The sequence below is a fragment of the Rhizobacter sp. Root404 genome, assembly GCF_001425865.1.
Classification (GTDB): Bacteria; Pseudomonadota; Gammaproteobacteria; order Burkholderiales; family Burkholderiaceae_C; genus LMDS01.
This window is the reverse complement of record NZ_LMDS01000004.1, coordinates 615,227-636,115: the sequence shown is the minus strand read 5'-3', so window position 1 is coordinate 636,115 and position 20,889 is coordinate 615,227. Positions and strand designations below refer to the sequence as shown.

At 65.6% G+C, this 20,889-nt stretch carries 21 protein-coding genes; 13 read left to right on the top strand and 8 right to left on the bottom strand.

Annotated elements, in window-relative coordinates:
* Nucleotides 1-74 precede the first annotated feature (74 nt).
* From ASC76_RS07585 to ASC76_RS25130, 7 genes are all read left to right on the top strand, one after another.
* A complete protein-coding gene (locus tag ASC76_RS07585; RefSeq protein WP_056464495.1) occupies nucleotides 75-539 on the top strand; it encodes a tripartite tricarboxylate transporter TctB family protein in 465 nt (154 codons plus the stop codon).
* Between the two features lie 28 nt (nucleotides 540-567).
* Nucleotides 568-2,082 carry a tripartite tricarboxylate transporter permease gene (locus tag ASC76_RS07580; RefSeq protein ID WP_056464493.1) on the top strand — a complete coding sequence of 505 codons (1,515 nt, stop codon included), beginning with the start codon at nucleotides 568-570 and terminating at the stop codon, nucleotides 2,080-2,082.
* A 102-nt stretch (nucleotides 2,083-2,184) separates the two neighbouring features.
* Nucleotides 2,185-3,816 (top strand): gamma-glutamyltransferase family protein, encoded by a 1,632-nt coding sequence (locus ASC76_RS07575; protein ID WP_056464492.1) that lies wholly within the window; start codon nucleotides 2,185-2,187, stop codon nucleotides 3,814-3,816.
* A 10-nt stretch (nucleotides 3,817-3,826) separates the two neighbouring features.
* Complete coding sequence (locus ASC76_RS07570) at nucleotides 3,827-4,672, top strand: GNAT family N-acetyltransferase (protein ID WP_056464489.1); 846 nt, start codon at nucleotides 3,827-3,829, stop codon at nucleotides 4,670-4,672.
* 29 nt (nucleotides 4,673-4,701) lie between these two features.
* Nucleotides 4,702-5,622 carry a DMT family transporter gene (locus ASC76_RS07565; protein WP_056464488.1) on the top strand — a complete coding sequence of 307 codons (921 nt, stop codon included), beginning with the start codon at nucleotides 4,702-4,704 and terminating at the stop codon, nucleotides 5,620-5,622.
* A gap of 11 nt (nucleotides 5,623-5,633) precedes the next feature.
* Nucleotides 5,634-6,416, top strand: a complete 783-nt coding sequence (locus ASC76_RS07560; protein ID WP_056464487.1) for an SDR family oxidoreductase — start codon at nucleotides 5,634-5,636, stop codon at nucleotides 6,414-6,416.
* A 111-nt stretch (nucleotides 6,417-6,527) separates the two neighbouring features.
* Complete coding sequence (locus ASC76_RS25130) at nucleotides 6,528-6,956, top strand: hypothetical protein (RefSeq protein WP_157615398.1); 429 nt, start codon at nucleotides 6,528-6,530, stop codon at nucleotides 6,954-6,956.
* A 47-nt stretch (nucleotides 6,957-7,003) separates the two neighbouring features.
* Here the strand turns inward: ASC76_RS25130 and ASC76_RS07555 are convergent, their stop codons facing one another.
* The 7 genes from ASC76_RS07555 to ASC76_RS07530 all read right to left on the bottom strand — a co-directional run bounded on the left by ASC76_RS07555 (nucleotide 7,004) and on the right by ASC76_RS07530 (nucleotide 14,182).
* Nucleotides 7,004-10,474: a pilus assembly protein gene (locus tag ASC76_RS07555; protein WP_162247072.1), complete on the bottom strand. Its 3,471-nt coding sequence runs from the start codon at nucleotides 10,472-10,474 to the stop codon at nucleotides 7,004-7,006.
* A 22-nt stretch (nucleotides 10,475-10,496) separates the two neighbouring features.
* Entirely contained in the window at nucleotides 10,497-11,114 is a 618-nt protein-coding gene (locus ASC76_RS25125; protein WP_056464483.1) for a PilX N-terminal domain-containing pilus assembly protein, read from the bottom strand.
* A complete protein-coding gene (locus tag ASC76_RS07545) occupies nucleotides 11,111-12,145 on the bottom strand; it encodes a PilW family protein (RefSeq protein ID WP_082548883.1) in 1,035 nt (344 codons plus the stop codon). The genes ASC76_RS25125 and ASC76_RS07545 overlap by 4 nt, the downstream gene beginning before the upstream one ends.
* A 7-nt stretch (nucleotides 12,146-12,152) precedes the next feature.
* Nucleotides 12,153-12,806 (bottom strand): prepilin-type N-terminal cleavage/methylation domain-containing protein, encoded by a 654-nt coding sequence (locus ASC76_RS07540; RefSeq protein WP_162247071.1) that lies wholly within the window; start codon nucleotides 12,804-12,806, stop codon nucleotides 12,153-12,155.
* A complete protein-coding gene (locus ASC76_RS24375; protein WP_082548882.1) occupies nucleotides 12,803-13,324 on the bottom strand; it encodes a GspH/FimT family pseudopilin in 522 nt (173 codons plus the stop codon). The genes ASC76_RS07540 and ASC76_RS24375 overlap by 4 nt, the downstream gene beginning before the upstream one ends.
* A 4-nt stretch (nucleotides 13,325-13,328) precedes the next feature.
* A complete protein-coding gene (locus ASC76_RS26115) occupies nucleotides 13,329-13,751 on the bottom strand; it encodes a type IV pilin protein (protein WP_082548880.1) in 423 nt (140 codons plus the stop codon).
* A 119-nt stretch (nucleotides 13,752-13,870) separates the two neighbouring features.
* Entirely contained in the window at nucleotides 13,871-14,182 is a 312-nt protein-coding gene (locus ASC76_RS07530; RefSeq protein ID WP_056464476.1) for a DUF2007 domain-containing protein, read from the bottom strand.
* A gap of 83 nt (nucleotides 14,183-14,265) precedes the next feature.
* Between ASC76_RS07530 and ASC76_RS07525 the strand changes: the two genes are divergently transcribed.
* From ASC76_RS07525 to ASC76_RS07515, 3 genes are all read left to right on the top strand, one after another.
* The gene (locus tag ASC76_RS07525) at nucleotides 14,266-14,844 is read left to right on the top strand and encodes a TetR/AcrR family transcriptional regulator (RefSeq protein ID WP_056464474.1); all 579 of its coding nucleotides are present in this window, start codon (nucleotides 14,266-14,268) and stop codon (nucleotides 14,842-14,844) included.
* Between the two features lie 87 nt (nucleotides 14,845-14,931).
* Complete coding sequence (locus ASC76_RS07520; RefSeq protein ID WP_056464472.1) at nucleotides 14,932-15,642, top strand: SDR family oxidoreductase; 711 nt, start codon at nucleotides 14,932-14,934, stop codon at nucleotides 15,640-15,642.
* Entirely contained in the window at nucleotides 15,642-17,057 is a 1,416-nt protein-coding gene (locus tag ASC76_RS07515) for an MATE family efflux transporter (protein ID WP_056464470.1), read from the top strand. The genes ASC76_RS07520 and ASC76_RS07515 overlap by 1 nt, the downstream gene beginning before the upstream one ends.
* An 87-nt stretch (nucleotides 17,058-17,144) precedes the next feature.
* Here the strand turns inward: ASC76_RS07515 and ASC76_RS07510 are convergent, their stop codons facing one another.
* Nucleotides 17,145-17,978 carry a LysR family transcriptional regulator gene (locus tag ASC76_RS07510; RefSeq protein WP_056464468.1) on the bottom strand — a complete coding sequence of 278 codons (834 nt, stop codon included), beginning with the start codon at nucleotides 17,976-17,978 and terminating at the stop codon, nucleotides 17,145-17,147.
* A 114-nt stretch (nucleotides 17,979-18,092) separates the two neighbouring features.
* On the opposite strand from ASC76_RS07510, the gene ASC76_RS07505 reads away from it, so the two are divergent.
* From ASC76_RS07505 to ASC76_RS07495, 3 genes are read left to right on the top strand one after another with little or no spacing between them, the layout of a single operon-like run.
* A complete protein-coding gene (locus tag ASC76_RS07505) occupies nucleotides 18,093-19,454 on the top strand; it encodes an acyclic terpene utilization AtuA family protein (RefSeq protein ID WP_157615394.1) in 1,362 nt (453 codons plus the stop codon).
* Complete coding sequence (locus ASC76_RS07500) at nucleotides 19,451-19,810, top strand: hypothetical protein (protein ID WP_056464466.1); 360 nt, start codon at nucleotides 19,451-19,453, stop codon at nucleotides 19,808-19,810. The genes ASC76_RS07505 and ASC76_RS07500 overlap by 4 nt, the downstream gene beginning before the upstream one ends.
* A gap of 42 nt (nucleotides 19,811-19,852) precedes the next feature.
* Nucleotides 19,853-20,833 carry a tripartite tricarboxylate transporter substrate binding protein gene (locus tag ASC76_RS07495; RefSeq protein WP_056464463.1) on the top strand — a complete coding sequence of 327 codons (981 nt, stop codon included), beginning with the start codon at nucleotides 19,853-19,855 and terminating at the stop codon, nucleotides 20,831-20,833.
* Nucleotides 20,834-20,889 lie beyond the last annotated feature (56 nt).

The window sequence follows — 20,889 nt, the reverse complement described above, 5'->3', positions numbered from 1 at the left end:
CTAGGCGTAAACCAGACCCGGATGCAGGCAGGGTTTTGCCTAGAATCCGCGCAACGCTAAAGCTGGAGCTACTGGTGAAAATCAAGAGTCAACGGGATTTCTTTTCGGGGTTGATGTTCGTCGTCGCCGGGGTGATCTTCGCGGTCGGTGCGACCAACTATTCGATGGGCACTTCGGCCAAGCCGGGCGCGGGCTACTTTCCGCTGATGCTGTCGGTGATCATGGCCATCCTCGGTGCGATCGTGCTGTTCAAGTCGCTGACGATCGAGACCGAAGGCGGCGACCCGATCGGCAGCATCGCATGGCGTCCTCTGCTGGTGATCATCGTGTCGATCGCCGTGTTCGGCGCGGCGCTCCCGCGGCTCGGCATGTTCCTGACCATCCCGCTGCTGATCGTGATGGTCAGCTTCGCGGGCGACGAATTCAGCTGGAAGGGCGTGATCGCCAGCAGCGTCGTCCTGACGGTGTTCTCGTGGATCGTCTTCATCTGGGGCCTGGGTCTGACGATCCCGCTCAAGCCTTTCTTCATGGCTTCCTGAGCCTGACCCGAGTCGACCGGACACCACCATGGATCTCCTGAACAACCTCGCGCTCGGCTTCGGCGTCGCGTTCACCGTACAGAACCTGCTGTACGCCTTCTTCGGTTGCGTGCTGGGCACGCTGATCGGGGTTCTGCCCGGCCTCGGCCCGGTCGCGACGATCGCGATGCTGCTGCCGTCGATCTACGCGCTCGACGCCACACCGGCGCTGATCATGCTGGCCGGCATCTACTACGGCGCGCAGTACGGCGGCTCGACCACCGCGATCCTGATCAACGTGCCGGGCGAATCGAGCTCGGTGGTCACCGCGATCGACGGCTACCAGATGGCCCGCAAGGGCCGCGCCGGCTCGGCGCTGGCCGCTGCCGGCCTGGGCTCGTTCTTCGCCGGATGCGTCGGCACCATCGTGATCGCCGCGTTCGCGCCGCCGTTGACCGAACTCGCGTTCAAGTTCGGCCCGGCCGAGTACTTCTCGCTGATGGTGCTGGGCCTGATCGGGGCGGTCGTGCTGGCCTCGGGCTCGCTGCTGAAGGCGATCGCGATGATCATCCTCGGCCTGCTGATGGCGCAGATCAACACTGACGTGATTTCAGGCACCGCGCGCTACAGCTTCGACATCCCCGAGCTGACCGACGGCATCGGCTTCGTCGTGATCGCGATGGGCGTGTTCGGCTTCGGCGAGATCATCGCCAACCTCGGCCAGCCGGCCGAGCACCGCGAGGTCTTCACGAAGGACGTGAAGGGCCTGTGGCCCACCAAGCAGGACTTCCTCGACGCGTGGCCGGCGGTGCTGCGCGGCACGGCGCTCGGATCGATGCTGGGCGTCCTGCCGGGCGGCGGCGCGCTGCTGGCGTCGTTCGCGGCCTACACGGTCGAGAAGAAGATGAAGATGCGGTCCGGCGAAGTGCCGTTCGGCAAGGGCAATATCCGCGGCGTGGCGGGCCCCGAGTCGGCCAACAACGCCGGCGCGCAAACTTCGTTCATCCCGATGCTGACGTTGGGCATTCCGCCGAACGCGGTGATGGCGCTGATGGTCGGCGCGATGACGATCAAGGGCATCCAGCCCGGCCCGCAGGTGATGACCAGCAACCCGCAGCTGTTCTGGGGCCTGATCGCCTCGATGTGGGTCGGCAACGCGATGCTGGTGATCCTGAACCTCCCCCTGATCGGCATCTGGATCAAGCTGCTGACGGTGCCATACAAGTTCCTGTTCCCCGCCATCACGCTGTTCTGCTGCATCGGCGTCTACACGCTGAACAACAACACCTTCGACGTCTACATGACGGCGGTGTTCGCGCTGGTCGGCTATGTCTTCTACAAGCTGAGCTGCGAGGGCGCACCGTTGCTGCTCGGCTTCATCCTCGGGCCGATGATGGAAGAGAACCTGCGCCGCGCGCTGCTGCTGTCGCGCGGCGACTGGACGGCGTTCGTTACCCGCCCGCTGTCGGCCGCGCTGCTGGCCGCTGCGGCGCTGATGATCGTCATCGTGATGCTGCCGTCGATCAGCAAGAAGCGCGAAGAGACCTTCACCGAAGAGACCTGATGCCGCGCGGCTCGCGGCCGCGCAATTCGAGACGATGCCGCCCGAGGGCGGCATTTTCTTTGCGATCATCGAGGCTTCGTTGCCCACCTCCACGTGAACCTCATGACCCATGCATTCGACTGGTCCCGCGGCTACCCGAGCCAGCGTCTGCCGATCTTCGGCCGCAACGTGGTCTCGACCTCGCACCCGCAGGCTGCGCAGGCGGGGCTGCGGATGCTGCAGAACGGCGGCAACGCTGTCGATGCCGCGATCGCGACCGCGGCGGCGATGACGATCCTCGAACCCGTCAGCAACGGCCTGGGTTCGGATGCCTTTGCGCTGATCTGGGACGGCAAGACGTTGCACGGTCTGAACGCCTCAGGCCGCGCGCCGCAAGCCTGGACACCCGAGTACTTCAAGCGCAGACACGGCGCCGATGCGGCCACACCGCCCAAGCGCGGATGGGACAGCGCCACGGTGCCGGGCGCGGTGGCGGGCTGGGCCGCGATGAGCGAGCGATTCGGCCGATTGCCGTTCGCCGACCTGCTGGCGCCGGCGATCGAGATCGCCGAACGCGGCTACGCGGTCCCGGTGGTGGTTCAGCAGAAGTGGGCGGCCGCGGTGCCGTTGCTGGCCGACCAGCCCGGCTTCGCGCAGGCATTCATGCCGAAAGGACGGGCGCCTCACGTAGGCGAGTTGTTCCGTTTCGCCGCTGCGGCGCGCTCGCTGCGGCTGATCGCCGAGACGAAGGGCGGTGCGTTCTACGGCGGCGAGATCGCTCAAGCTGCCGCTGCCCATGCGAGCGCGCACGGGGGTGCGATGACCGCGGCCGATTTTGGCGCGTACCGGCCGGAATGGGTGCAGCCGATCGGCATGGACTTTGCCGACCACACGATGCACGAGATCCCGCCGAACGGGCAGGGCATCGCGGCGCTGATCGCGCTGGGCATCGTCAAGCAGTTCGACATCGCGGCGTTGCCGGTCGACGGCATCGCTTCGCAGCACCTGCAGATCGAGGCGATGAAGCTGGCGTTCGCCGACACCTACCGCTTCGTCGCCGAACCGGCGAGCATGGAGGTCACGAGCGCGCAGTTGCTCGATCCGGGCTACCTCGCGTCGCGCGCGCGCCTGATCGACATGCACCGCGCGCAGGACTTCGGCCACGGCAACCCGGCAAAGGGCGGCACGATCTACCTGACCGCGGCCGACGAGCACGGGATGATGGTCAGCTTCATCCAGAGCAACTACATGGGCTTCGGCTCGGGCGTGGTCGTGCCGGGGTACGGGCTGTCGATGCAAAACCGCGGGCACGCGTTCAGCCTCGATCCGGCCAGCCCGAACGTCGTGGCGCCGGGCAAGCGGCCGTTCCACACGATCATCCCGTCGTTCCTCACGCGGGGCAGCGGCGCCGCGACCGAAGCCGTGATGAGCTTCGGCGTGATGGGCGCGAACATGCAGCCACAGGGTCACCTGCAGACGCTGGTTCGCATGCTCGCCTACGGCCAGAACCCGCAGGCAGCGTGCGACGCGCCGCGCTGGCGCTACAACGCGGGGCTGGAGATCAACGTCGAAGCGGCGATGGACCCGGCCACGGTCGCCGGTCTGCAGGCCCTGGGGCACCGCGTCGAGGTCATCAACGACAGCTACCAGGACTTCGGCGCGGGCCAGTTCATCTGGCGCCTCGGCGACCCGGCCGTCGAAGGCTACGTCGCGGCGAGCGATCCGCGCCGCGACGGTCAGGCGGTCGCCTACTGACGAGCCCCGGGTGTTCGCCGAACCGCGCGCGCTGGGCTGGCGCACCGACCTGATCTTCGCGCGCTTCGACGGCGAGGTCGTGCCGCGCACCGATCACCTGGTGATCCGCACGCCGCACAACCCGACGTTCTGGTGGGGCAACTTCCTGCTGTTCGACCACGCGCCTCGCGCGGGTGACGCGGCGCACTGGTGCGCGCGCTTCGAGGCGGAGATCGCCTTGCGGCAGAGCGAATCGCGCCACGTCACCTTCGGCGTGGACAGCGAAGCGCCGTTCGACCTGCCGGCCGACTTCGCGGCCACCGGTTTCACGCTGTTCTCGTCCACCGTGTTGACGATGCAGCGGGAGCAACTGCATACGCCGCGCAAGGCGATCGGCGCGTCGTTTCGCATCGAGGCGTTGCGACTGCCCGAGCAGGCGCCACTGGCGGTGGACATGCAGGTGGCGGCCGATGCCGGCGTGTCGGAGAGTGAAGCGCAGTACCGGCTGTTCCGGGCGCGCCAGATGCGCCGCTACGCAGCGATGGCGCAGGCCGGCATGGGTCACTGGTTCGGCGTCTTCACGGATGCCGGGGACGGCATCGAATCGCTGGTCGCCGACTGCGGGCTGTTCCGCCTGCCCGGCGACTCGCTCGGGCGCTTCCAGCACGTCTCGACCCACCCGGCCTGGCGCCGCCGCGGACTCTGCGCCGCGCTTGTCCATGCGGTGTGTCGGCACGGTTTCGAGCACATGGCGCTGGACACGCTCGTGATCGTCGCGGACCCGCTCGACGTGGCGATCGGCCTGTACGAATCGCTCGGCTTCCGGCGCGGCGCGAGCACGTGGCACCTGGAGAAGCCCGCACCACGCACCGCGTGAAAGTCGGCCGGTCCGTAGAATCGGTCGCAATGTCTTCCACCACCACCGCAGCCTCGGGCGCTGCTGCGCCCGTGCGCGCGGTCTGGCCCGGCCTGGCGCTCGCGTCGCTCGGCGCGATCGCGTTTTCCGGCAAGGCGATCATCGTCAAGCTCGCCTACCGCTATGGCGTCGATGCGGTCACGCTGATCACCTACCGCATGCTGTTCGCGCTCCCGCTGTTCCTGCTGCTCGCGGGGTGGGCCGGCCGCGGCAAGCCGCCGCTGACCCGGCGCGACTGGATCACGGTGATCGGTCTCGGCTTCACCGGCTACTACCTGGCGAGTTTTCTGGACTTCGCGGGCCTGGCCTACATCAGCGCCAGCTTCGAGCGATTGATCCTGTACCTGAACCCAACGCTCGTGCTGGCGATGGGCGTGGTGATCTTCAAGCGCAAGGTCACGGGCCGACAACTCATGGCGCTGGCGGTCAGCTACTGCGGCGTGATGCTGGTGTTCGGCCATGAACTCACCTCCCTCGGCGCCAATGCCGCCCTCGGTGCGGCGCTCGTCTTCGCGAGCGCGGTCAGCTACGCGGTCTACCTCACCTTCAGCGGCGAGGAGGTCAAGCGCCTCGGCGCGCTGCGCCTGACCGGCCTGGCGACGACGGTGGCCTGCCTCCTCTGCATCGCGCAGTTCGCGGTGCTGCGCCCGCTCGGCGCGCTGGCGGTGGCGCCCGAAGTGATCTGGTTGTCGGTGTTGAACGCGACCTTGTGCACCTTCGCGCCGGTGCTGATGGTCATGATGGCCATCGAGCGCATCGGCGCCACGATGGCCGCGCAGACCGGCATGATCGGGCCGCTGTCGACGATCCTGATGGGCGTCGTCATCCTCGGCGAGCCGTTCACGGTGTGGATCGCTGCCGGCACGTTGCTGGTTCTCGCGGGCATCTGGCTGCTCGCCAAGGCAAGATAAGGAGTCAAGCGATGGATCTGGGCATCAGCGGAAAGTGGGCACTCGTCTGCGCCGCAAGCAAAGGGCTGGGCAAGGGCTGCGCGAGCGCGCTGGTCCGCGAAGGCGTGAACGTGGTGATCACGGCACGCGGCGCCGAGGCGCTCGAGGCGACGGCCGCCGAGTTGCGCGCACTGAACGGCGGCGAGGTCCGCACTGTCGTCGGCGACATCACGACCTCCGAAGGGCGCGCGGCCGCACTGGCCGCCTGCCCGCAGGTCGACATCCTGGTCAACAACGCCGGCGGGCCGCCGCCAGGCGATTTTCGGGACTGGGGGCGCGACGACTGGATCAAGGCGCTCGATGCCAACATGCTCGCCCCGATCGAGCTGATCAAGGCGACGGTCGACGCCATGGCCGCGCGCGACTTCGGCCGCATCGTCAACATCACCTCGGGCGCGGTCAAGGCGCCGATCGGCACGCTCGGGCTGAGCAACGGCGCGCGCTCCGGCCTGACCGGCTTCGTCGCCGGTCTGGCGCGCAGCAACGTCGCGGCCCGCGGCGTCACGATCAACGGGCTGCTGCCTGGGGCATTCGACACGCTGCGCCTGCGCACCACGATGCAGGCCGCCGCCGGCAAGGCAGGTCAGTCGCTCGACGAGGTGATGGCCAAGCGCAGTGCCGCCATCCCGGCGCAACGCTTCGGCAACGCCGAGGAGTTCGGCGCGGTCTGCGCGTTCATCTGCAGCGTGCAGGCGGGGTATCTGACGGGGCAGAACGTGTTGCTGGATGGGGGGGCGTATCCGGGGACGTTCTGATCCGTGATCAATGCACGACCAATCCCCGGACGACGCTCGCAGGGGGCTTCACTTTGTTGCCAATTGTCAACATGATGACGGCGACAATGTTGCCGAAGGAGGTTGTCGACCATGAACCCTTCTCGCCCCGCCAAACCACCCGCAAGCGACAACAGCTTTGAATTCGAGTTGACAGACTTCGCCGACGCGCGCGAAGCCTTGGACAACGCATCGATCGCACGTGCGGCGGAGGCGGCGAGGCCTGCGGAACCGACGGATTGGAGCCGGCGGCGTCGGCCGCGTACGGCAAGCGACCGAGCGTTGACCGGCGCGGCCATCGATTGGCTTTTGCGGATGCCGCCGGAAGTTCGGCCGAATCGATTGAGCGAGTTGATGCCACGTCTGGTCAATCAGATCGCGGGCGCATGGTCTGACAAGGCGTGGTGTCTGTCAGCGTTGGATGACTTGTTGGCCGACAAGCGCGGAGGCCGTCGAGGCCTTCCATACCAACTGCGCGAAGAGGTGCTGAAGCTGCAAGCTCGGCGTCACGCGGAACGTTAAACGACCAGTGGCCGAGGCCCCTCAAGCCCCGGCCAATCGCCGACAAGTCAGTTGTCGATCTTTTGGTATCGGTACACTGGCTTGCGATCGGGTTTCACCTTCGGCACGATTTTGGTGGGAGACAGCACCGTCGGCCCTGAGCAGCCGATGCAGAACGGAACAGTCTTTCCATCGATCGAAACGAGTCCACCCACCGGTGAGGGCGGGATGCCCTGCGATTTGTACGTATCCGGAACGTAGACGCCGTCCTGATACGAACCCGCCGAAGTCACACCGGTTTGAAAGTCGACCTTGTACGAGCGACCTGTTCCGAGATTGGAACATTGGCTGGAGCTCGCGTCTGATTTGGCTTGGAAGGTGCTGAAATAGGTCTGGCCGCCGATCGTCAATGGGGTCGTGACGACTTGTTCGAACGGTGTGGTCGTCGTGTACAGGTTCATGTACCACCCGTACGGAGCCAAGGTGGTCGGACTCAGAGTCGTGTTGATGTTGGTGACATTCGTCAACTGAGCGGCAGTCACCAGCGACGCATCGGTACCGTATCCGTTCACGACGGTGATGCTCGCGGAAGTTACTCTCGTCACGTCATCGCGAATCCCGTAAAAGCGGTTCTTGACGAGGGCGGCGCTTCCGGACGCAAGCGGCTTTTCTCTGTCGCCCGTACCTACCAAAACCGTCGCCTGCGTGCCGAGCATCACGACGCTGGGAGAGTACATGAACTTGCGCTGTTCCGAAGCAGTGGTCCAGTCGCTCACGGTCGCGATCTTGTTCACCGGCCAAGAGGCCACGTCCGCATAGCCAGCAAACGAGTTCGCGGGATCGCTGGTGTTAATGCGCCAGACATTGCCGCGTGTGTCCACCGCGTAGAGCACATCGATGTAGCCGTCCCCGTTGACATCTACAGCCGTCATGTCGGCAACGAAACGGCCCGCCGTAGAACCGGGGTCGATGAGACGTGAATTGGCGGCGCTGCCGGTCTGGGCGTCCATCACGAACACGCCGCGGCCCTGGGTAACACCTGTACACGCAGTGGCCGCGCCGTCCTCGCAGGCGTCATAGCCCGCGCCGAATACGACAAGCGGCGTCGCCGTTGATCCGATCTTGACGCGGATGGCCACTGGTGTGGACCAGGTCTGGCCCAGGTTCGCGTTGTCGCTGTTGGTGAACTTCCACATCAACGTAGGCTGGTTGCCACCAGTGCCGGGCTTCTTGGTGGCATCGAACGCGTAGACAGCGCGTCCTCCGCGACGCATCGTCGGATAGATCCATAGCTTGCTCAGCGCGCCGTTCGTCATTTCCTGATAGCCGCCAATGGACCCGTCAAAGAAATACGTCTTTGGCGCCGCACCGGTGACCGAAACGCCTGGGAAGCTGATCACCGGGTAATTTGAATGCACACGGTCCAGCAGATTCCACGAACCCGAGGAATCAGTACCGCCCCAGTGTTCGGGGGCAATGAATGCCCACAGTTCATTTCCGGCCCCGGTGCTGGTCTGGTTGCCGTTCACGGCATGCAGCATGCCGTCCCCGGCGCCGTAAAACACCACGACATCGTCGACACCACTGGCGCCATAGTTCACCGCCAATGGTCGCGAGTGCACCACTTCGCCATGGACAGTCGGCCGGGTGGTCGGTCCGGCCGTGACCACACCGGTGACAGCGTCGGTGGTCGCATACGTCGTGGTCACGAGATTGCCGCCGCTGAATGTGTTGTTGCCATCACCGACGTTTTTGCCTCGCGCCCAGTCGACCAGCGTCGCACTGGTGGTCCCTGCGCTCAAACCCGTTGATGGGATCGTCACATTGGTCGAGTTGAAATCTGTCAGGGTGTATGTCCCAGAGACCTTGCAAGTCGTGTCTGTACAGGTGCGGATGTTTCGACTCGCATACCCGAGGTTGCGGAGCTTCTGACCGGCACCCCCGCGTTCCACCAAAGGGCCATCGGGCAAATCGGAAAACTTGCTTAAGGCGCTGTACGTGACATTTCCGCAGCTCGAGGTGGTCCCTGTCACACTTTGCCAATACGAGCCACTGTCGCTGCTCCAATAGCTCGCAGCACAGTTCAGCAAGAAGCCACTCGACGTATCAACTGCGGCTTGACCGATCGCGTCAGCCAAGTACAGCGAGTTCCCATTGAGAGCGAACTTGTACTGCTTCATGTTGCCCGCCCAGCGCTGATAGGCATTCTCTTGCGGTCGAAAGACGCCCATGAACACCTGGTTCAGAAAGGTTCCCTGGGCATTCACGCTGACCGGCAAAGAAGCGGAGGCGAACACGCTGTTGAGCGAAGCGATTTGAGTCACCACTTCCTTGAGCGCGTTGACCAGCGCGAGCAGATCTCCGCCAACCGAGTAGTAGCCACCAGAATAATTGTCCGGTGCTTGCCCCCGCCCGACCGCTGCCATCGTTTGCAGCAGCTTGGCTTGCTTCGCATCCTGCGACGCGTTGTAGACGTCGATCGTGAACGTCTGAACGTTTTGCTGCCCGGCCACGCTGCTCACGTCGGTCTTGTACATGAACTGCGCCCACTCGTCCGCGAAGCGAACGTCGCTCTTTGCGCTGTTGGGCAAGGGGATCGGATAGATTTGTGCGCCCGGGTTGTGCGACAGCCGCGACATGAGCGTGTTGGTCGGATAGGGGGATCCGTTCTGATTGGTCCCGTATTCCTGGTTGGGCCAGGTGTTCCCGATCAAGATGATGTAGTTCTTGCCGCAACTGTTCGCATCCGAAATAGGGCTCTTGTAAGTTGTCTTTCCGGAGGTCGTGAAAGCGCTCGGATCCTCCAACGTTGTTGAGGTGCTATAGCGAATGGGACCAAAGCCGGTCGCACCGGTGGGCGATCCGGCCGTGCCGCCGTTGACGGAATCGACCAGGTTTGGTCGAGACCAGCCGCCGAAGTATTTGAATGCCTCGTAGAAGCTCGCACCGTATTCGGCAGACGACGCGCCCTTGAAGTCCGGCGTCGTGATCTTGGAATCGATATTGTCCAGATCCGCGATGATCGACGTGGCGACATTGGTGTCGGTGCACTGCGAGCTCATCGATTTGATCGCATGCCGGATGTACCCAGGCATCACGCTGTTACTGTCCACCGACCCGACACCTGTGTTGAACATCATCAAACCGGCGTTGATGTCCAAAGCGGGAGTTCCGGTAGGCGGGCTGCAAACCACCTCATTGAGCACCAGTTTCAGCGCGCGAAGTTCGATCTGGCCTTGAACGAGACTGGGATTTCCGCTGCAGGCAGTCGTTGAGTTGCAGAAGACCTGGTACACGTAGCGCTGGCATGTCGTCTTGGTGGCACCGCTGTAACTGTTGCATTTCCCGAGTACGGTGGAGTAGCTCCAGGCTTGCGAGTTGGCCGACCAATTGGAGCTGTTGTCGAGAAAGAAAAGTACATTGGGCGCCGCCGAACTGCCACTGCCCGCATACAAATCGATGTCTTCGGCGGCCGCTCGCGAACACAGTGAAAAGAACACGAAGAAGGCGAGCAGGAGCCGATAGGCTGAGGTATTCATCAATGAACCTTCCGTATGACGCTCAAAGACAACTGTCGGCAAGCGCGGTGATATCTGTCCGCACTTCGACGCCCTGTTGAACGATGGGGGTGGCATTCAGCAGTTTCGGATCACTTGCCTGTGCCTGCATCTCATAAAGAACGGTCGCACAAAGCGAATCGTCGCTTGCCGTTCCGACGGCGGTCGGATCGACGATCGTCAGTCCTGTCGGGCTCCCGCCACCAAAGCAAGAAGAATCGACGGGCGCGACGTAGTACACGCTGCCGGACTTCTTATAGAGCTCTGCGTTTTTGATCACCCGGCTTCGCTTGCACGCGAGATTTTTCACCGTGACATTGACTGAAACGTCAGCGCTGTCTGCCGCCTTGGTCGTTCCGAGATTGACGTTCGTCGTCGCGCCGGTATTCTTGTAAGGGTCCCACGTGGTATACGGTTGGTTCAAGACTGCGTCCAGAGCGTAGTTCGCAGCCGAGACAGCCTCACTTCGAACCTGTTCGTTGCTCACGATCTGTGTATGCCGGGTGGTTAACCGGATGACTCCCACCGCAACGAGCATGATCATCAGCAACATCACCATGCCGACCATCAGGACAGCGCCGGACTGGGCGCTGCGCGCTGAGTCCGAAGAAAATTTCGTCATGATTCTCGACGCGCTTTTGGCGTGACAAAGGGAACATACGTGCTGTAGGCACGGCGCTTTAGGTTGCCGCTCGCGCTGGCGGCGACGCTCACGGTGGTGTCTGCGCCGAGTACGAAGCTCGCGGCGTCCTTCGTGTTGCGACTGATATCGCTGGAACGCGCCAGCAGCCACACTCGGGCGCCGATCACCTGGGTCCAGTCTGAGGGCGAAGCCTCGAATGTGTCTGGTGTTCCGTCGCCGGTCGAGTCGACGGCGTATTCGATCTGCATCTGCTCGATGCCTTCAACCAGCACCACCGCGGCCGGCAGACTCCCGCTGATTGGAAGCTCCTGGTAGCTCAGTTCATTGGCGGCGCTCACGAAGTAGATGCGACGAACAAGCTTTCGCTTCGGAGCTCGCGTGGCTCCGTCGCATGCCTTGGTCTGCAACGTGAATGCCGATGACGTGCCACGGGCCACCACGATTCTTGTCGCCGCAGTGCTGTACTCAGTGCCGCATTCCGAAACCTGCAGATAAGCGGAGCTGTTCGACTCCGCCTGGCAGTCCGCGTCTCCGATGGCACATGTGTTGGCACGCTGAACGAACAAGGCATCGGTGCCAACTTTTCGTGCGACACAAGTGGGATCAGCGTCAACGTTTGCTCCGGATGCGCTTCGCAGTCCCATTGCGTAGTAGCTCAATGAGTCTTGCCAAGCGGCGATATTCGCGACCGTGGTGAGGCACATGGCAGTCGCGACCTTGGTAGGCGTATCGATTGCAGTCGCGGCAGCGACAGGCGTGACCAGTGAGCCGTAGAAGCCGGTCTGAGACAGTTCTCGGTTGAGCACATCAAGGGCATAGCGCCCGTTCTCGATGACGTCTGCGCTGAGTTCGACCTCGCGACGTGAGCGACTGCTGCCCGCGAACAACATGCTCATCGCCGCGACGATCAGCAAGCCGACAACGAGCGCGACCATCAACTCGATGAGCGTGAGACCTTGCTGCGAGCCGGCGCAGGCATTCAGCTTTCTGCCAGGACGAGGGTAGTTCATGGTCTTCTCATGATTCCTTGGTCAGATTCGGCACAAGGACTCGGACCGTGACGCCGCGGCGTAAGCCGGTTCCGAAGTTCACGCCCTTTGCGCAGAAGTTTTGACCCGCCGGGGAGTCGACATCGGGCTCCGTGCCAGGCGAGGCTCCTTGCCATACGACGGTGACGTAGATGTCGGCGAGTGCATTACCCTCCGCAGGAACGACTCTTATCAGACAACCGCGCGCACCAATCATGGCGCCAACCTTGGTTGTGCCTTCTTGGGCGGCAGTTCCCTGCAGTGCCTGGCCCCATTGACACATCTCGAACTTGGCCTCCGCCAGCGCTACGCCGCCGCCCGGTACGCACGCGGCAGAGACGCTGAAATCCTGTGCCCCCGCGCCGGATCCGACATAAATGCTGCCGTCCGTCGAACTGACAGCAGCATTGAGGTAACCGTCGACGATGCTCCGTGAATTGGTGAGGCGGCTCTCCATTTCACGCACCAGCGCGAGCGCCTCGCCTCGCTGATAGGACTCAAACTCCACCACTGCTGAACGCGCCTGCATTCCCAGAACGCCCAGAAGTCCCAAGAGCATGACGACGATCGTCACTAGCACTTCAATCAGCGTGAAACCAGCCACGGCAGCCACCCGTGGACGAACTCGAAGGGGAGCATTCATGAGCATGACGTGGTCTGCGTGATGGCGCGCCCGCCCGCCGAAACACAGACCCAGCGGTTCACATTGGCGGATGGCACACTGAGTTGAATAGAAGATGACCCACCAGACGCGAGCCGACCGGACGAGTTGAATACGAAAAGCAAGTTTCCGCCTGATGAAGTCGTCGAAACGACGGAGGGAGACCCAGACTGTTGGAGAAGCGCATCTCCGGACCCGTCGCTGCTTTGGGTGATCTTCCAATCCGACACGGCAGTGTTCGATCCGGAATTTGGAAAGACGAACGCTACGTTGGCGTTGCGCTTCAGCGCCTCGCTGCGAGCGACCCAGAGAGATTCGCTAAGGGCGGCGGCAACAGATTTGATGCGTTGCGTCGCAATCAACTCGCGGAACGAAGGTGCCGCAAGCGCCGAAAAGATCGCCACGACGGCGACCGTGATCATCAGTTCGATCGCAGTGAACCCGAGTATCGAGCGTTGCAGCATTGAAGGACGCACTGTCGAGGGCGAGAGCGTGCTCATTCAGTCACTTTCCCCAGTAGCCGGCTGTGTTCGCGGGCGTTTTGGCGCCAGTGTGGTCGATCGTCATGCTCAATTCGTTGGAGGACGCCTGAGACCCCGTGGGCGTAGCCGTGGCGAGGAAGCCGCCGGACAGACAATCCGCAGGATTGCAGACCACCGAGATCGCGTAGGCTCCCTGAATCTCTCCTGGTGTGACGAAACCCAGGTTTGCAGGATCGTTCGTATAGACGCGCCGATCCAGCAGATAGGTTTGCTGTCGACTCGCCAGATCCATCAACGCGGCCTGCGCGGTCCCGCGTTTTGCCTTGCGTATGTAAGAGGCGTATGAGGGGTAGGCGACGGCCGCGAGAATGGCAATGATCGCGACGGTAATCATCACCTCCATGAGCGTGAATCCGCGACTAGTCGAAGCAGGGTGGCGTTCCATGGTCCGATTGTCCTAGAGGTCCAAGACCATCGGGCAACATCAGTTCACCGTTCGTCGCCTGCAAACAAGCGTCCGTCCTCAGGCAATGCAGATTGCGTGACAAATAACCGCTTCTTCCATCATGAAGGGCCGGGCATCCCGCCGCCGCAATTCCAGCACTCCTCGAACGGTCCATCGATCATCTCGCCGCAACCGGGGCAGGCCCACCGGCGATGCGGCGGATGGCGTAATTGGGGTAGGAGCCTCTTCGCCTCCTCGAACTGCGCCGCGTCGACCACCCACAACTCCGGCAACGTTTGGTCCGGCGGTACCTCGCCGGCGATGCTGCTCGCGTACTGGCGCTGCACGGTTGTCGGCACGCCGGCGTGGGTGAGGAGGTCGGCCCACAGCGTCGCCAGGGCGAGATTCGGGGCGGTGGTCAGACGCTTCATGAGGGTCGAGTGTCCCGCATCACGGCAGGGCCATGGGTGTCGCTATATGATGAGTGTCATATTTGTTCACCAGGCCTCGCCTTATGACCACCGAGCCGTCCCGCAAACAACGTACTCACGATCGTATCGTCGATGTCGCCGCGGCCGCTATCCGGCGCAGCGGGTATGCGGGCGTCGGTGTGGCGGACATCATGAAGCAGGCCGGCCTGACGCACGGCGGCTTCTACGCGCACTTCGATTCGCGCGATCACTTGCTGGCCGAGGCGATCGAACGCGCGGGGGCCCGTTCGATGGAGCGCATGCGCAAGGTGACCGAGCGCGCCGGCCCGGACGAGGCCTTGAGTGCGTTCGTCGATGCGTATCTCTCCGACGCCCACGTCGACGCGCCCGAGGAGGGCTGCACGCTCGCGGCCCTCGGCACCGAGACGCCGCGCCAGGCGCCCGAGGTTCGGAACGTCTGCGCGCGGCGCCTGAAGGACATGGTCGATCTGGTCGAACGCCAGTTGCCCGCTTGGGGCGAGCCGGGTCAGCATGACAAGGCGCTCGCGATCCTGAGTTGCATGGTCGGCGCCATGGTGCTGGCGCGTGCCAGCGGCGACAAGCGGGTGTCCAAAGACGTGCGCCGTGCCGCCAAGGCCTTGATCCAGCGCGCCGCTGATTAGGCGCCTGCCTGACCGCATCCTGTGCTTGTTCAAATATATGACGACCGTCATATCCACTTCAACATTCCTTCCAACGAAAGTCCTGCCATGAACCTCCAGAACGCCGTCGTCCTCGTCACCGGTGCCAATCGCGGCCTCGGCCAAGCCTTCGTGGACGCGCTGCGCGCGGCCGGTGTGCGCAAGGTGTATGCAGGTGCGCGCGATCCGTCGAGCATCGCCTTGGCGGGCGTCGTGCCGGTGCGGCTCGACGTCACCGACGCCGCCGACATTGCCGCTGCCGTGCAGGCCTGCCCCGACCTCACGCTGTTGATCAACAACGCCGGCATCTCGCGCGGCTCGTCGCTGCTGGCGCCCGGCAGTGCCGAGGCGGCGCGGGCCGAGTTGGAAACCAACTTCTTCGGCCCGCTGGCGCTCAGCCAGGCCTTCGCGCCGGTGCTGAAGGCCAATGGCGGCGGTGCGATCGTCAACGTGCTGTCGGTGTTGAGCTGGCTTAGCCTGCCGGGTGTCGCGACCTACAGCGCGTCGAAGTCGGCGGCGTGGTCGCTGACGAACGGCTTGCGCAACGAGTTGCGCGCGCAGGGCACGCGCGTGGTCGGGGTGCATGTGGGCTACATGGACACGGACATGACGAAGGGGCTCGACGCACCGAAGGCGAGCCCGCATGACGTGGTCGCTCAGGTGCTGGCGGCGCTCGAATCGGGCGCCGACGAAGTGCTGGCCGACGATCTGAGCCGCCAGGTCCGCCAGGGCCTTGCCGCACCGCGCGGCGTGTACCTCGGCGAAGCGGTCGCACCCTGATGTCCGCCGACCCGGCCGCCAGCCCTGCGCTGGACCCGCGCACCCGCCTGCTGCTCGAGGGGCCGATCGTGCGCACCCTGCTGCGGCTGGGCGCGCCGAACATGCTGGTGATGGTGGCACAGGCCTCGGCCGGGCTGATCGAGACCTACTTCGTCGGCCGGCTGGGTACCGATGCGCTGACCGGCATGGCGCTGGTCTTTCCGCTCGTGATGCTGATGCAGATGACCTCGGCCGGCGCCATGGGGGGTGGCATCGCCTCCGCGGTGGCGCGTGCGCTCGGTGCGCGTCGGCGGGACGATGCGAACGCGCTGGTCGGTCACGCACTGATGATCGGCACCGGCTTCGGCCTCGCGTTCACACTCGTGTTGCACCTGTGGGGCGAGACGCTGTACGCGCGCATGGGCGGCACGGGTGCCTCGCTGGCGGCGGCGCTGGTCTATTCGAACTGGGTGTTCGCCGGCGCGGTGCTGGTCTGGCTGTTCAATTCGATGGCCGCGCTGATCCGCGGCACCGGCAACATGCGCGTACCGGCCAACGTGACGATCGTCGGCACGGTGCTGCTGGTGCCGATGTCGCAGGTGTTCATCTTCGGTATCGGCGGCTGGGCGGGTCTGGGCATCGCGGGCGGTGCGCTGGCACTGCTGAGCTACTACGCGCTGGGCTGCATCGCGCTCGGGCTGTACCTTGCGTCGAAGCACAGCCTGCTCGCGCCGAGCTGGGCCAGCTTCCGGCCGCGCGCGGCGCTGTTCGCCGACATCCTGAAGGTCGGCCTGGTCGGCGCGATCTCGACGGTCGCGACCAACCTCGCGATCGGTATCGCGACCGCGCAGGTCGGACAGTTCGGGCCGACGGCGATCGCCGGTTACGGCACCGCGTCGCGGCTCGAGTACCTGCTCGTGCCGCTGGTGTTCGGCTTCGGCGGGCCGCTGGTCGCGATGGTCGGCACCTGCATCGGTGCCGGCCAGCGCGAGCGGGCGCTGCGCGCGGCCTGGATCGGTGCCGGGCTGTCGGCCGCGCTGACCGAATTGATCGGGCTGGCGGCGGCCTTCTGGCCGCACGCGTGGCTGTCGCTGTTCGGCACCGACCCGGCGATGCTCGAAGCCGGAACGAAGTACCTGCAGGTCGTCGGCCCCGTCTACGGCTTCTTCGGACTGGCGCTGTCGCTGTACTTCGCGTCGCAGGGGGCGGGGCGGCTGATGTGGCCGGTCTGGGGCAACGTGGCGCGGCTGCTGGTCGCGGGCATCGGCGGCTGGCTGGCGCTGCGCTCCGGCGCGGGATTGACGGGCGTGTTCGTCGCGCAGGCGGCGGCGCTGGTGGTCTATGGGTCACTCAATGCCTGGGCGATCTGGGCCGGGGCCTGGTTCGGGCCGCTGCGCTGGACCGCGGGGTCACGTGCCGGGTTGCGGTCCGCCTGATCGCGGTCAGCGCTTCGTGTGTCCGATCGATGTGCCGGTGCCCGGTCGGCGCGCGAGCACCCAGTCGCAGAAGGCCTGCGCGGCCACCTACAGCCCACGGTCGCGCCGCCGCACCAGGTAGATCCTGCGCCTCAGCCCCGGCCAGGACAGCGGCACGATCGCCAGCTCGAGAGATCGGAATTGATAGAGGGTGAGCGCGGGCACGATGCTGATGCCCAGCCCGGCGCGCACCATGCCGGCCACCGTCGCGAGCTGATCGACCTCGAGCACCGGGGCGAAGCCGTGCGGATGCGTCGCGGCGTCGAGGTACTGGCGCACGCTCGACGTGCGCGACAGGTGGATGAACGGTTCTCCCGCGAGCTCCTTCGGGCGCGGGTTGTGGCGCTTCGCCAGCGCGTGCGTGCGCGGGCACACGAGGTGGAAGTCGTCGCTGCAGAACAGGTCGGCGCGCAGTTCGGGGGTCTCGGCGCGCGTGGCGGCCAGGGCGAAGTCGGCCAGGCCGGCGCGCACGCGGTCGATGCACGGCTCGGACAGCACGTCCGCCACCGCGAGCCCGATCCCCGGGTGCGCCGCGCGAAACCCGGCCAGCACGTCCGGCAGCCAGTCGGCCGCCAGTGACGGCAGCAAGGCGATCGACACCTTGCCGATGCGTCGCGCCGCCCGGTCGCGCATGCCCGAAGCCGCCGCATCGACCTCGTCGAGGATGCGCCGCGTCGCGCGCTCGAACGCCTCGCCCTCGGCCGTCAGCGCGACGTGTCGCGTCGTGCGGTCGAACAGGCGCACGCCCACGTCGTCCTCCAGCTGGCGGATCAGCGCGCTGAATGCCGGCTGCGACAGATGGCTCGACGCCGCCGCGCGCGTGAAGTTGCGCGATTCGGCCAGGGCCAGGAAGGCGCGCAGCTGGCGGGTCGATAGATTCATCGGTGAAACAAATCAATTCATCGGAAATTCCGATTTCACAGAATAACTCCACGTCTCTACATTCGCCATCACCCATTCACCGAAGTGCCGCGACGACGGCGCGCCAGGAGACCCATGATCACGATGCCCTTGCGCGTCGGCTGCGCGGCCGGCTTCTCCGGTGACCGCACCGATGCGGCCGGTCCGGTCGTCGATGCGCTGATCGATGCGGGCGGGCCGGCCGTGCTGATCTTCGAGACCCTGGCCGAGCGCACGCTGGCGCTGGCGCAGATCGCGCGCCGAGCCGATCCGGCCACTGGCTACGAGCCCTTGCTCGACGACATGCTGGCGCCGGTGCTGGCGCGCTGCCTGGGCGCCGGCGTGCGCATCGTCAGCAACTTCGGCGCCGCCAATCCGGTCGGCGCCGCGCGGCGCATCCTCGCGCTGGCGCACGAGCTCGGCCTGCGCACGCCGCGCATCGCGGTGGTGGAGGGCGATGACCTGGCGGACGCTGCGCATCGCGCCCTGCTGGCGGACACGCTCGGCCCGGCCGGCTCGACGCTGCAGATCGTCTGTGCCAACGCCTATCTGGGCGCCGATGCGATCGCCGATGCCCTGCTCGCCGGGGCCGAGATCGTCGTCTGCGGCCGCGTCGCCGATCCGTCGCTCGTCGTGGGCCCTGCGCTCGCGCACTTCGGCTGGGCGCGCGACGACTGGGACCGCATCGCCCGCGCCACGATGGCCGGGCACCTGCTCGAATGCGGCGCGCAGGTCAGCGGCGGCTACTACGCCGATCCCGGCTTCAAGGACGTGCCCGGACTCGCCCACCTCGGCTACCCGATCGCCGAGATCGACGCGGAGGGCGACTGCGTGATCACCAAGCCGCCCGGCACCGGCGGATGCATCGACGCGCATACCGTCAAGGAACAGTTACTCTACGAAATTCACGACCCGGGCGCCTACCTGACGCCCGACGTGGTGGCCGACATCGGCGCCGCCGAGGTGATCGACCTCGGCCATGACCGCGTGCAGCTGCGCGGCGTGCGCGGCCACCCGCGGCCAGCGACGCTCAAGGTCAACGTCTGCCACGAGACCGGCTGGTTCGCCGAGGGCGAGATCTCCTACGCAGGCGCGCGCGCCGAGGCGCGCGCGCGGCTGGCGGCCGAGGTGCTGCAGCAGCGGCTGCACGAACTGGGTCCGCTGCGTGTCGACCTGATCGGCGCCGCCAGCGTCTTCGGCGACGACGGCGGGCGCTGGCTCGCGCAGCAGCCGGTCGGCGAAGGCCGTGACATCCGCCTGCGCGTCGCCGTCAACCAGCCGACGCGCCGCAGCGCCGAGCGCCTGGTGCGCGAGGTGACCGCGCTGTACTGCTGCGGCCCGGCGGGCGGCGGCGGCGTGCGCACCGTGCTCCGGCCACGTCTGGGCACGGTCTCGTGCCTGGTGCCGCGCGCGCAGGTGCCTGCGACGCATCGCTTCGTGACGGGAGACGGCGCATGAGCGCTTCGCTGACCGTGCCGCTCTACCGCGTCGCCCATGGCCGCACCGGCGACAAGGGCGACCGCTCCAACATCAGTGTCATCGCCTGGCACCCGGCGTTGTGGTCGGTGCTGGTCGAGCAGGTGACGGAAGGCGCGGTGGCACATCAGTTCGCCCACCGGCGCCCGACCCGGGTGGCGCGCTACCTCTGCCCGACACTGCATGCGATGAACTTCGTGCTCGACGGCGTGCTCGACGGCGGCGTCAACGACGCGTTGAACCTCGACAGCCATGGCAAGGCGTTGTCGTTCCTGTTGCTCGACCTGCCCATCCAGCTGCCGCGCGCACTCGATCGCCACCTGGTTGGGCCAGGCTGACCTCCCCCTGTTTCGTTCAAGACCACTTCCGGAGACAAGCCCATGCACACCACGATTCCTTCGCGACGCCGCTCGCTCGCCATTGCCGCCGCACTCGTCGCGGTGGCCGCGTTCCCTGCGGCCGCGCAGACCTATCCGGCCAAGCCGGTCACCTTCGTCGTGCCGTTCGCGGCCGGGAGCGCGACCGACCAGCTCGCGCGCGCGCTCGGCCAATCGGTGACCGAGCAGACGAAGCAGGCGGTCGTCGTCGACAACAAGGCCGGTGCCAGCGGCATGCTGGCCGCCCAGGCCGTGGCCCGCAGCGCGGCCGACGGCTACAGCGTGCTGATCACGACCAACACGACCCAGTCCGCCAACGAGCACCTCTACAAGAAGCTGCCCTACGACCCGGTCAAGGATTTCGCACCGGTCACCGGGCTGGGCAAGGGCGGCCAGGTGCTGGTGGTCAACGTGGCCTCGCCGTACCGCAGCGTGGCCGACCTGCTCGCCGCCGCGCGCAAGTCGCCGGGCAAGCTGAGTTTCGGCAGCGGCAGCTCGTCCAGCCGCGTCGCCGGCGAGATGCTCAAGCAGCTGAGCGGCACCGAGATCCTGCACGTGCCCTACAAGAGCAATCCGCTGGCCATCACCGACCTGCTGGGGGGGCAGATCGACCTGATGATCACCGACACCTCGACCGGTCTGCCGCAGGTCAAGTCGGGCAAGCTGCGCGCACTCGGCTACTCGACCCACAAGCGCAGCACGCAGCTGCCCGACGTGCCGACGATCGAAGAGGCCGGCGTGAAGGGCTACGACATGGGCTACTGGTTCGCCGCCTACGTGCCGGCCGGCACGCCGGCTCCGGTGGTCGCACGGCTGCACGAGCTGCTCGTCAACGCGGTCAAGGCGGCGCCCGCCAAGGCCTTCTTCGACATGAGCGGCTCCGAGGCCTGGACCACGTCGCCCGATGAACTGGCGCGCTTCCAGGCCGCGGACACGCAAAAATGGGGCAAGGTGATCAAGGCCGCCGGCATCGAGCCCGAATAATCGCTCGCGCCGGCAGGGACCGGGCGTTGCTGGCACCATAGCGGTCCGATTCAGGA

Bases quoted from the DNA above. Each gene is read 5' to 3' on its own strand.
- ASC76_RS07575 (WP_056464492.1), top strand. From the start codon at position 2,185: ATGACCCATGCATTCGACTGGTCCCGCGGCTACCCGAGCCAGCGTCTG.
- ASC76_RS07545 (WP_082548883.1), bottom strand. From the start codon at position 12,145: ATGAACTACCCTCGTCCTGGCAGAAAGCTGAATGCCTGCGCCGGCTCG.
- ASC76_RS25125 (WP_056464483.1), bottom strand. From the start codon at position 11,114: ATGACGAAATTTTCTTCGGACTCAGCGCGCAGCGCCCAGTCCGGCGCT.
- ASC76_RS07520 (WP_056464472.1), top strand. From the start codon at position 14,932: ATGAACCTCCAGAACGCCGTCGTCCTCGTCACCGGTGCCAATCGCGGC.
- ASC76_RS07555 (WP_162247072.1), bottom strand. From the start codon at position 10,474: ATGAATACCTCAGCCTATCGGCTCCTGCTCGCCTTCTTCGTGTTCTTT.
- ASC76_RS07495 (WP_056464463.1), top strand. From the start codon at position 19,853: ATGCACACCACGATTCCTTCGCGACGCCGCTCGCTCGCCATTGCCGCC.
- ASC76_RS07540 (WP_162247071.1), bottom strand. From the start codon at position 12,806: ATGAATGCTCCCCTTCGAGTTCGTCCACGGGTGGCTGCCGTGGCTGGT.
- ASC76_RS07565 (WP_056464488.1), top strand. From the start codon at position 4,702: ATGTCTTCCACCACCACCGCAGCCTCGGGCGCTGCTGCGCCCGTGCGC.
- ASC76_RS07505 (WP_157615394.1), top strand. From the start codon at position 18,093: ATGATCACGATGCCCTTGCGCGTCGGCTGCGCGGCCGGCTTCTCCGGT.
- ASC76_RS07580 (WP_056464493.1), top strand. From the start codon at position 568: ATGGATCTCCTGAACAACCTCGCGCTCGGCTTCGGCGTCGCGTTCACC.
- ASC76_RS07500 (WP_056464466.1), top strand. From the start codon at position 19,451: ATGAGCGCTTCGCTGACCGTGCCGCTCTACCGCGTCGCCCATGGCCGC.
- ASC76_RS07530 (WP_056464476.1), bottom strand. From the start codon at position 14,182: ATGAAGCGTCTGACCACCGCCCCGAATCTCGCCCTGGCGACGCTGTGG.
- ASC76_RS24375 (WP_082548882.1), bottom strand. From the start codon at position 13,324: ATGAGCACGCTCTCGCCCTCGACAGTGCGTCCTTCAATGCTGCAACGC.
- ASC76_RS07515 (WP_056464470.1), top strand. From the start codon at position 15,642: ATGTCCGCCGACCCGGCCGCCAGCCCTGCGCTGGACCCGCGCACCCGC.
- ASC76_RS26115 (WP_082548880.1), bottom strand. From the start codon at position 13,751: ATGGAACGCCACCCTGCTTCGACTAGTCGCGGATTCACGCTCATGGAG.
- ASC76_RS07510 (WP_056464468.1), bottom strand. From the start codon at position 17,978: ATGAATCTATCGACCCGCCAGCTGCGCGCCTTCCTGGCCCTGGCCGAA.
- ASC76_RS25130 (WP_157615398.1), top strand. From the start codon at position 6,528: ATGAACCCTTCTCGCCCCGCCAAACCACCCGCAAGCGACAACAGCTTT.
- ASC76_RS07560 (WP_056464487.1), top strand. From the start codon at position 5,634: ATGGATCTGGGCATCAGCGGAAAGTGGGCACTCGTCTGCGCCGCAAGC.
- ASC76_RS07525 (WP_056464474.1), top strand. From the start codon at position 14,266: ATGACCACCGAGCCGTCCCGCAAACAACGTACTCACGATCGTATCGTC.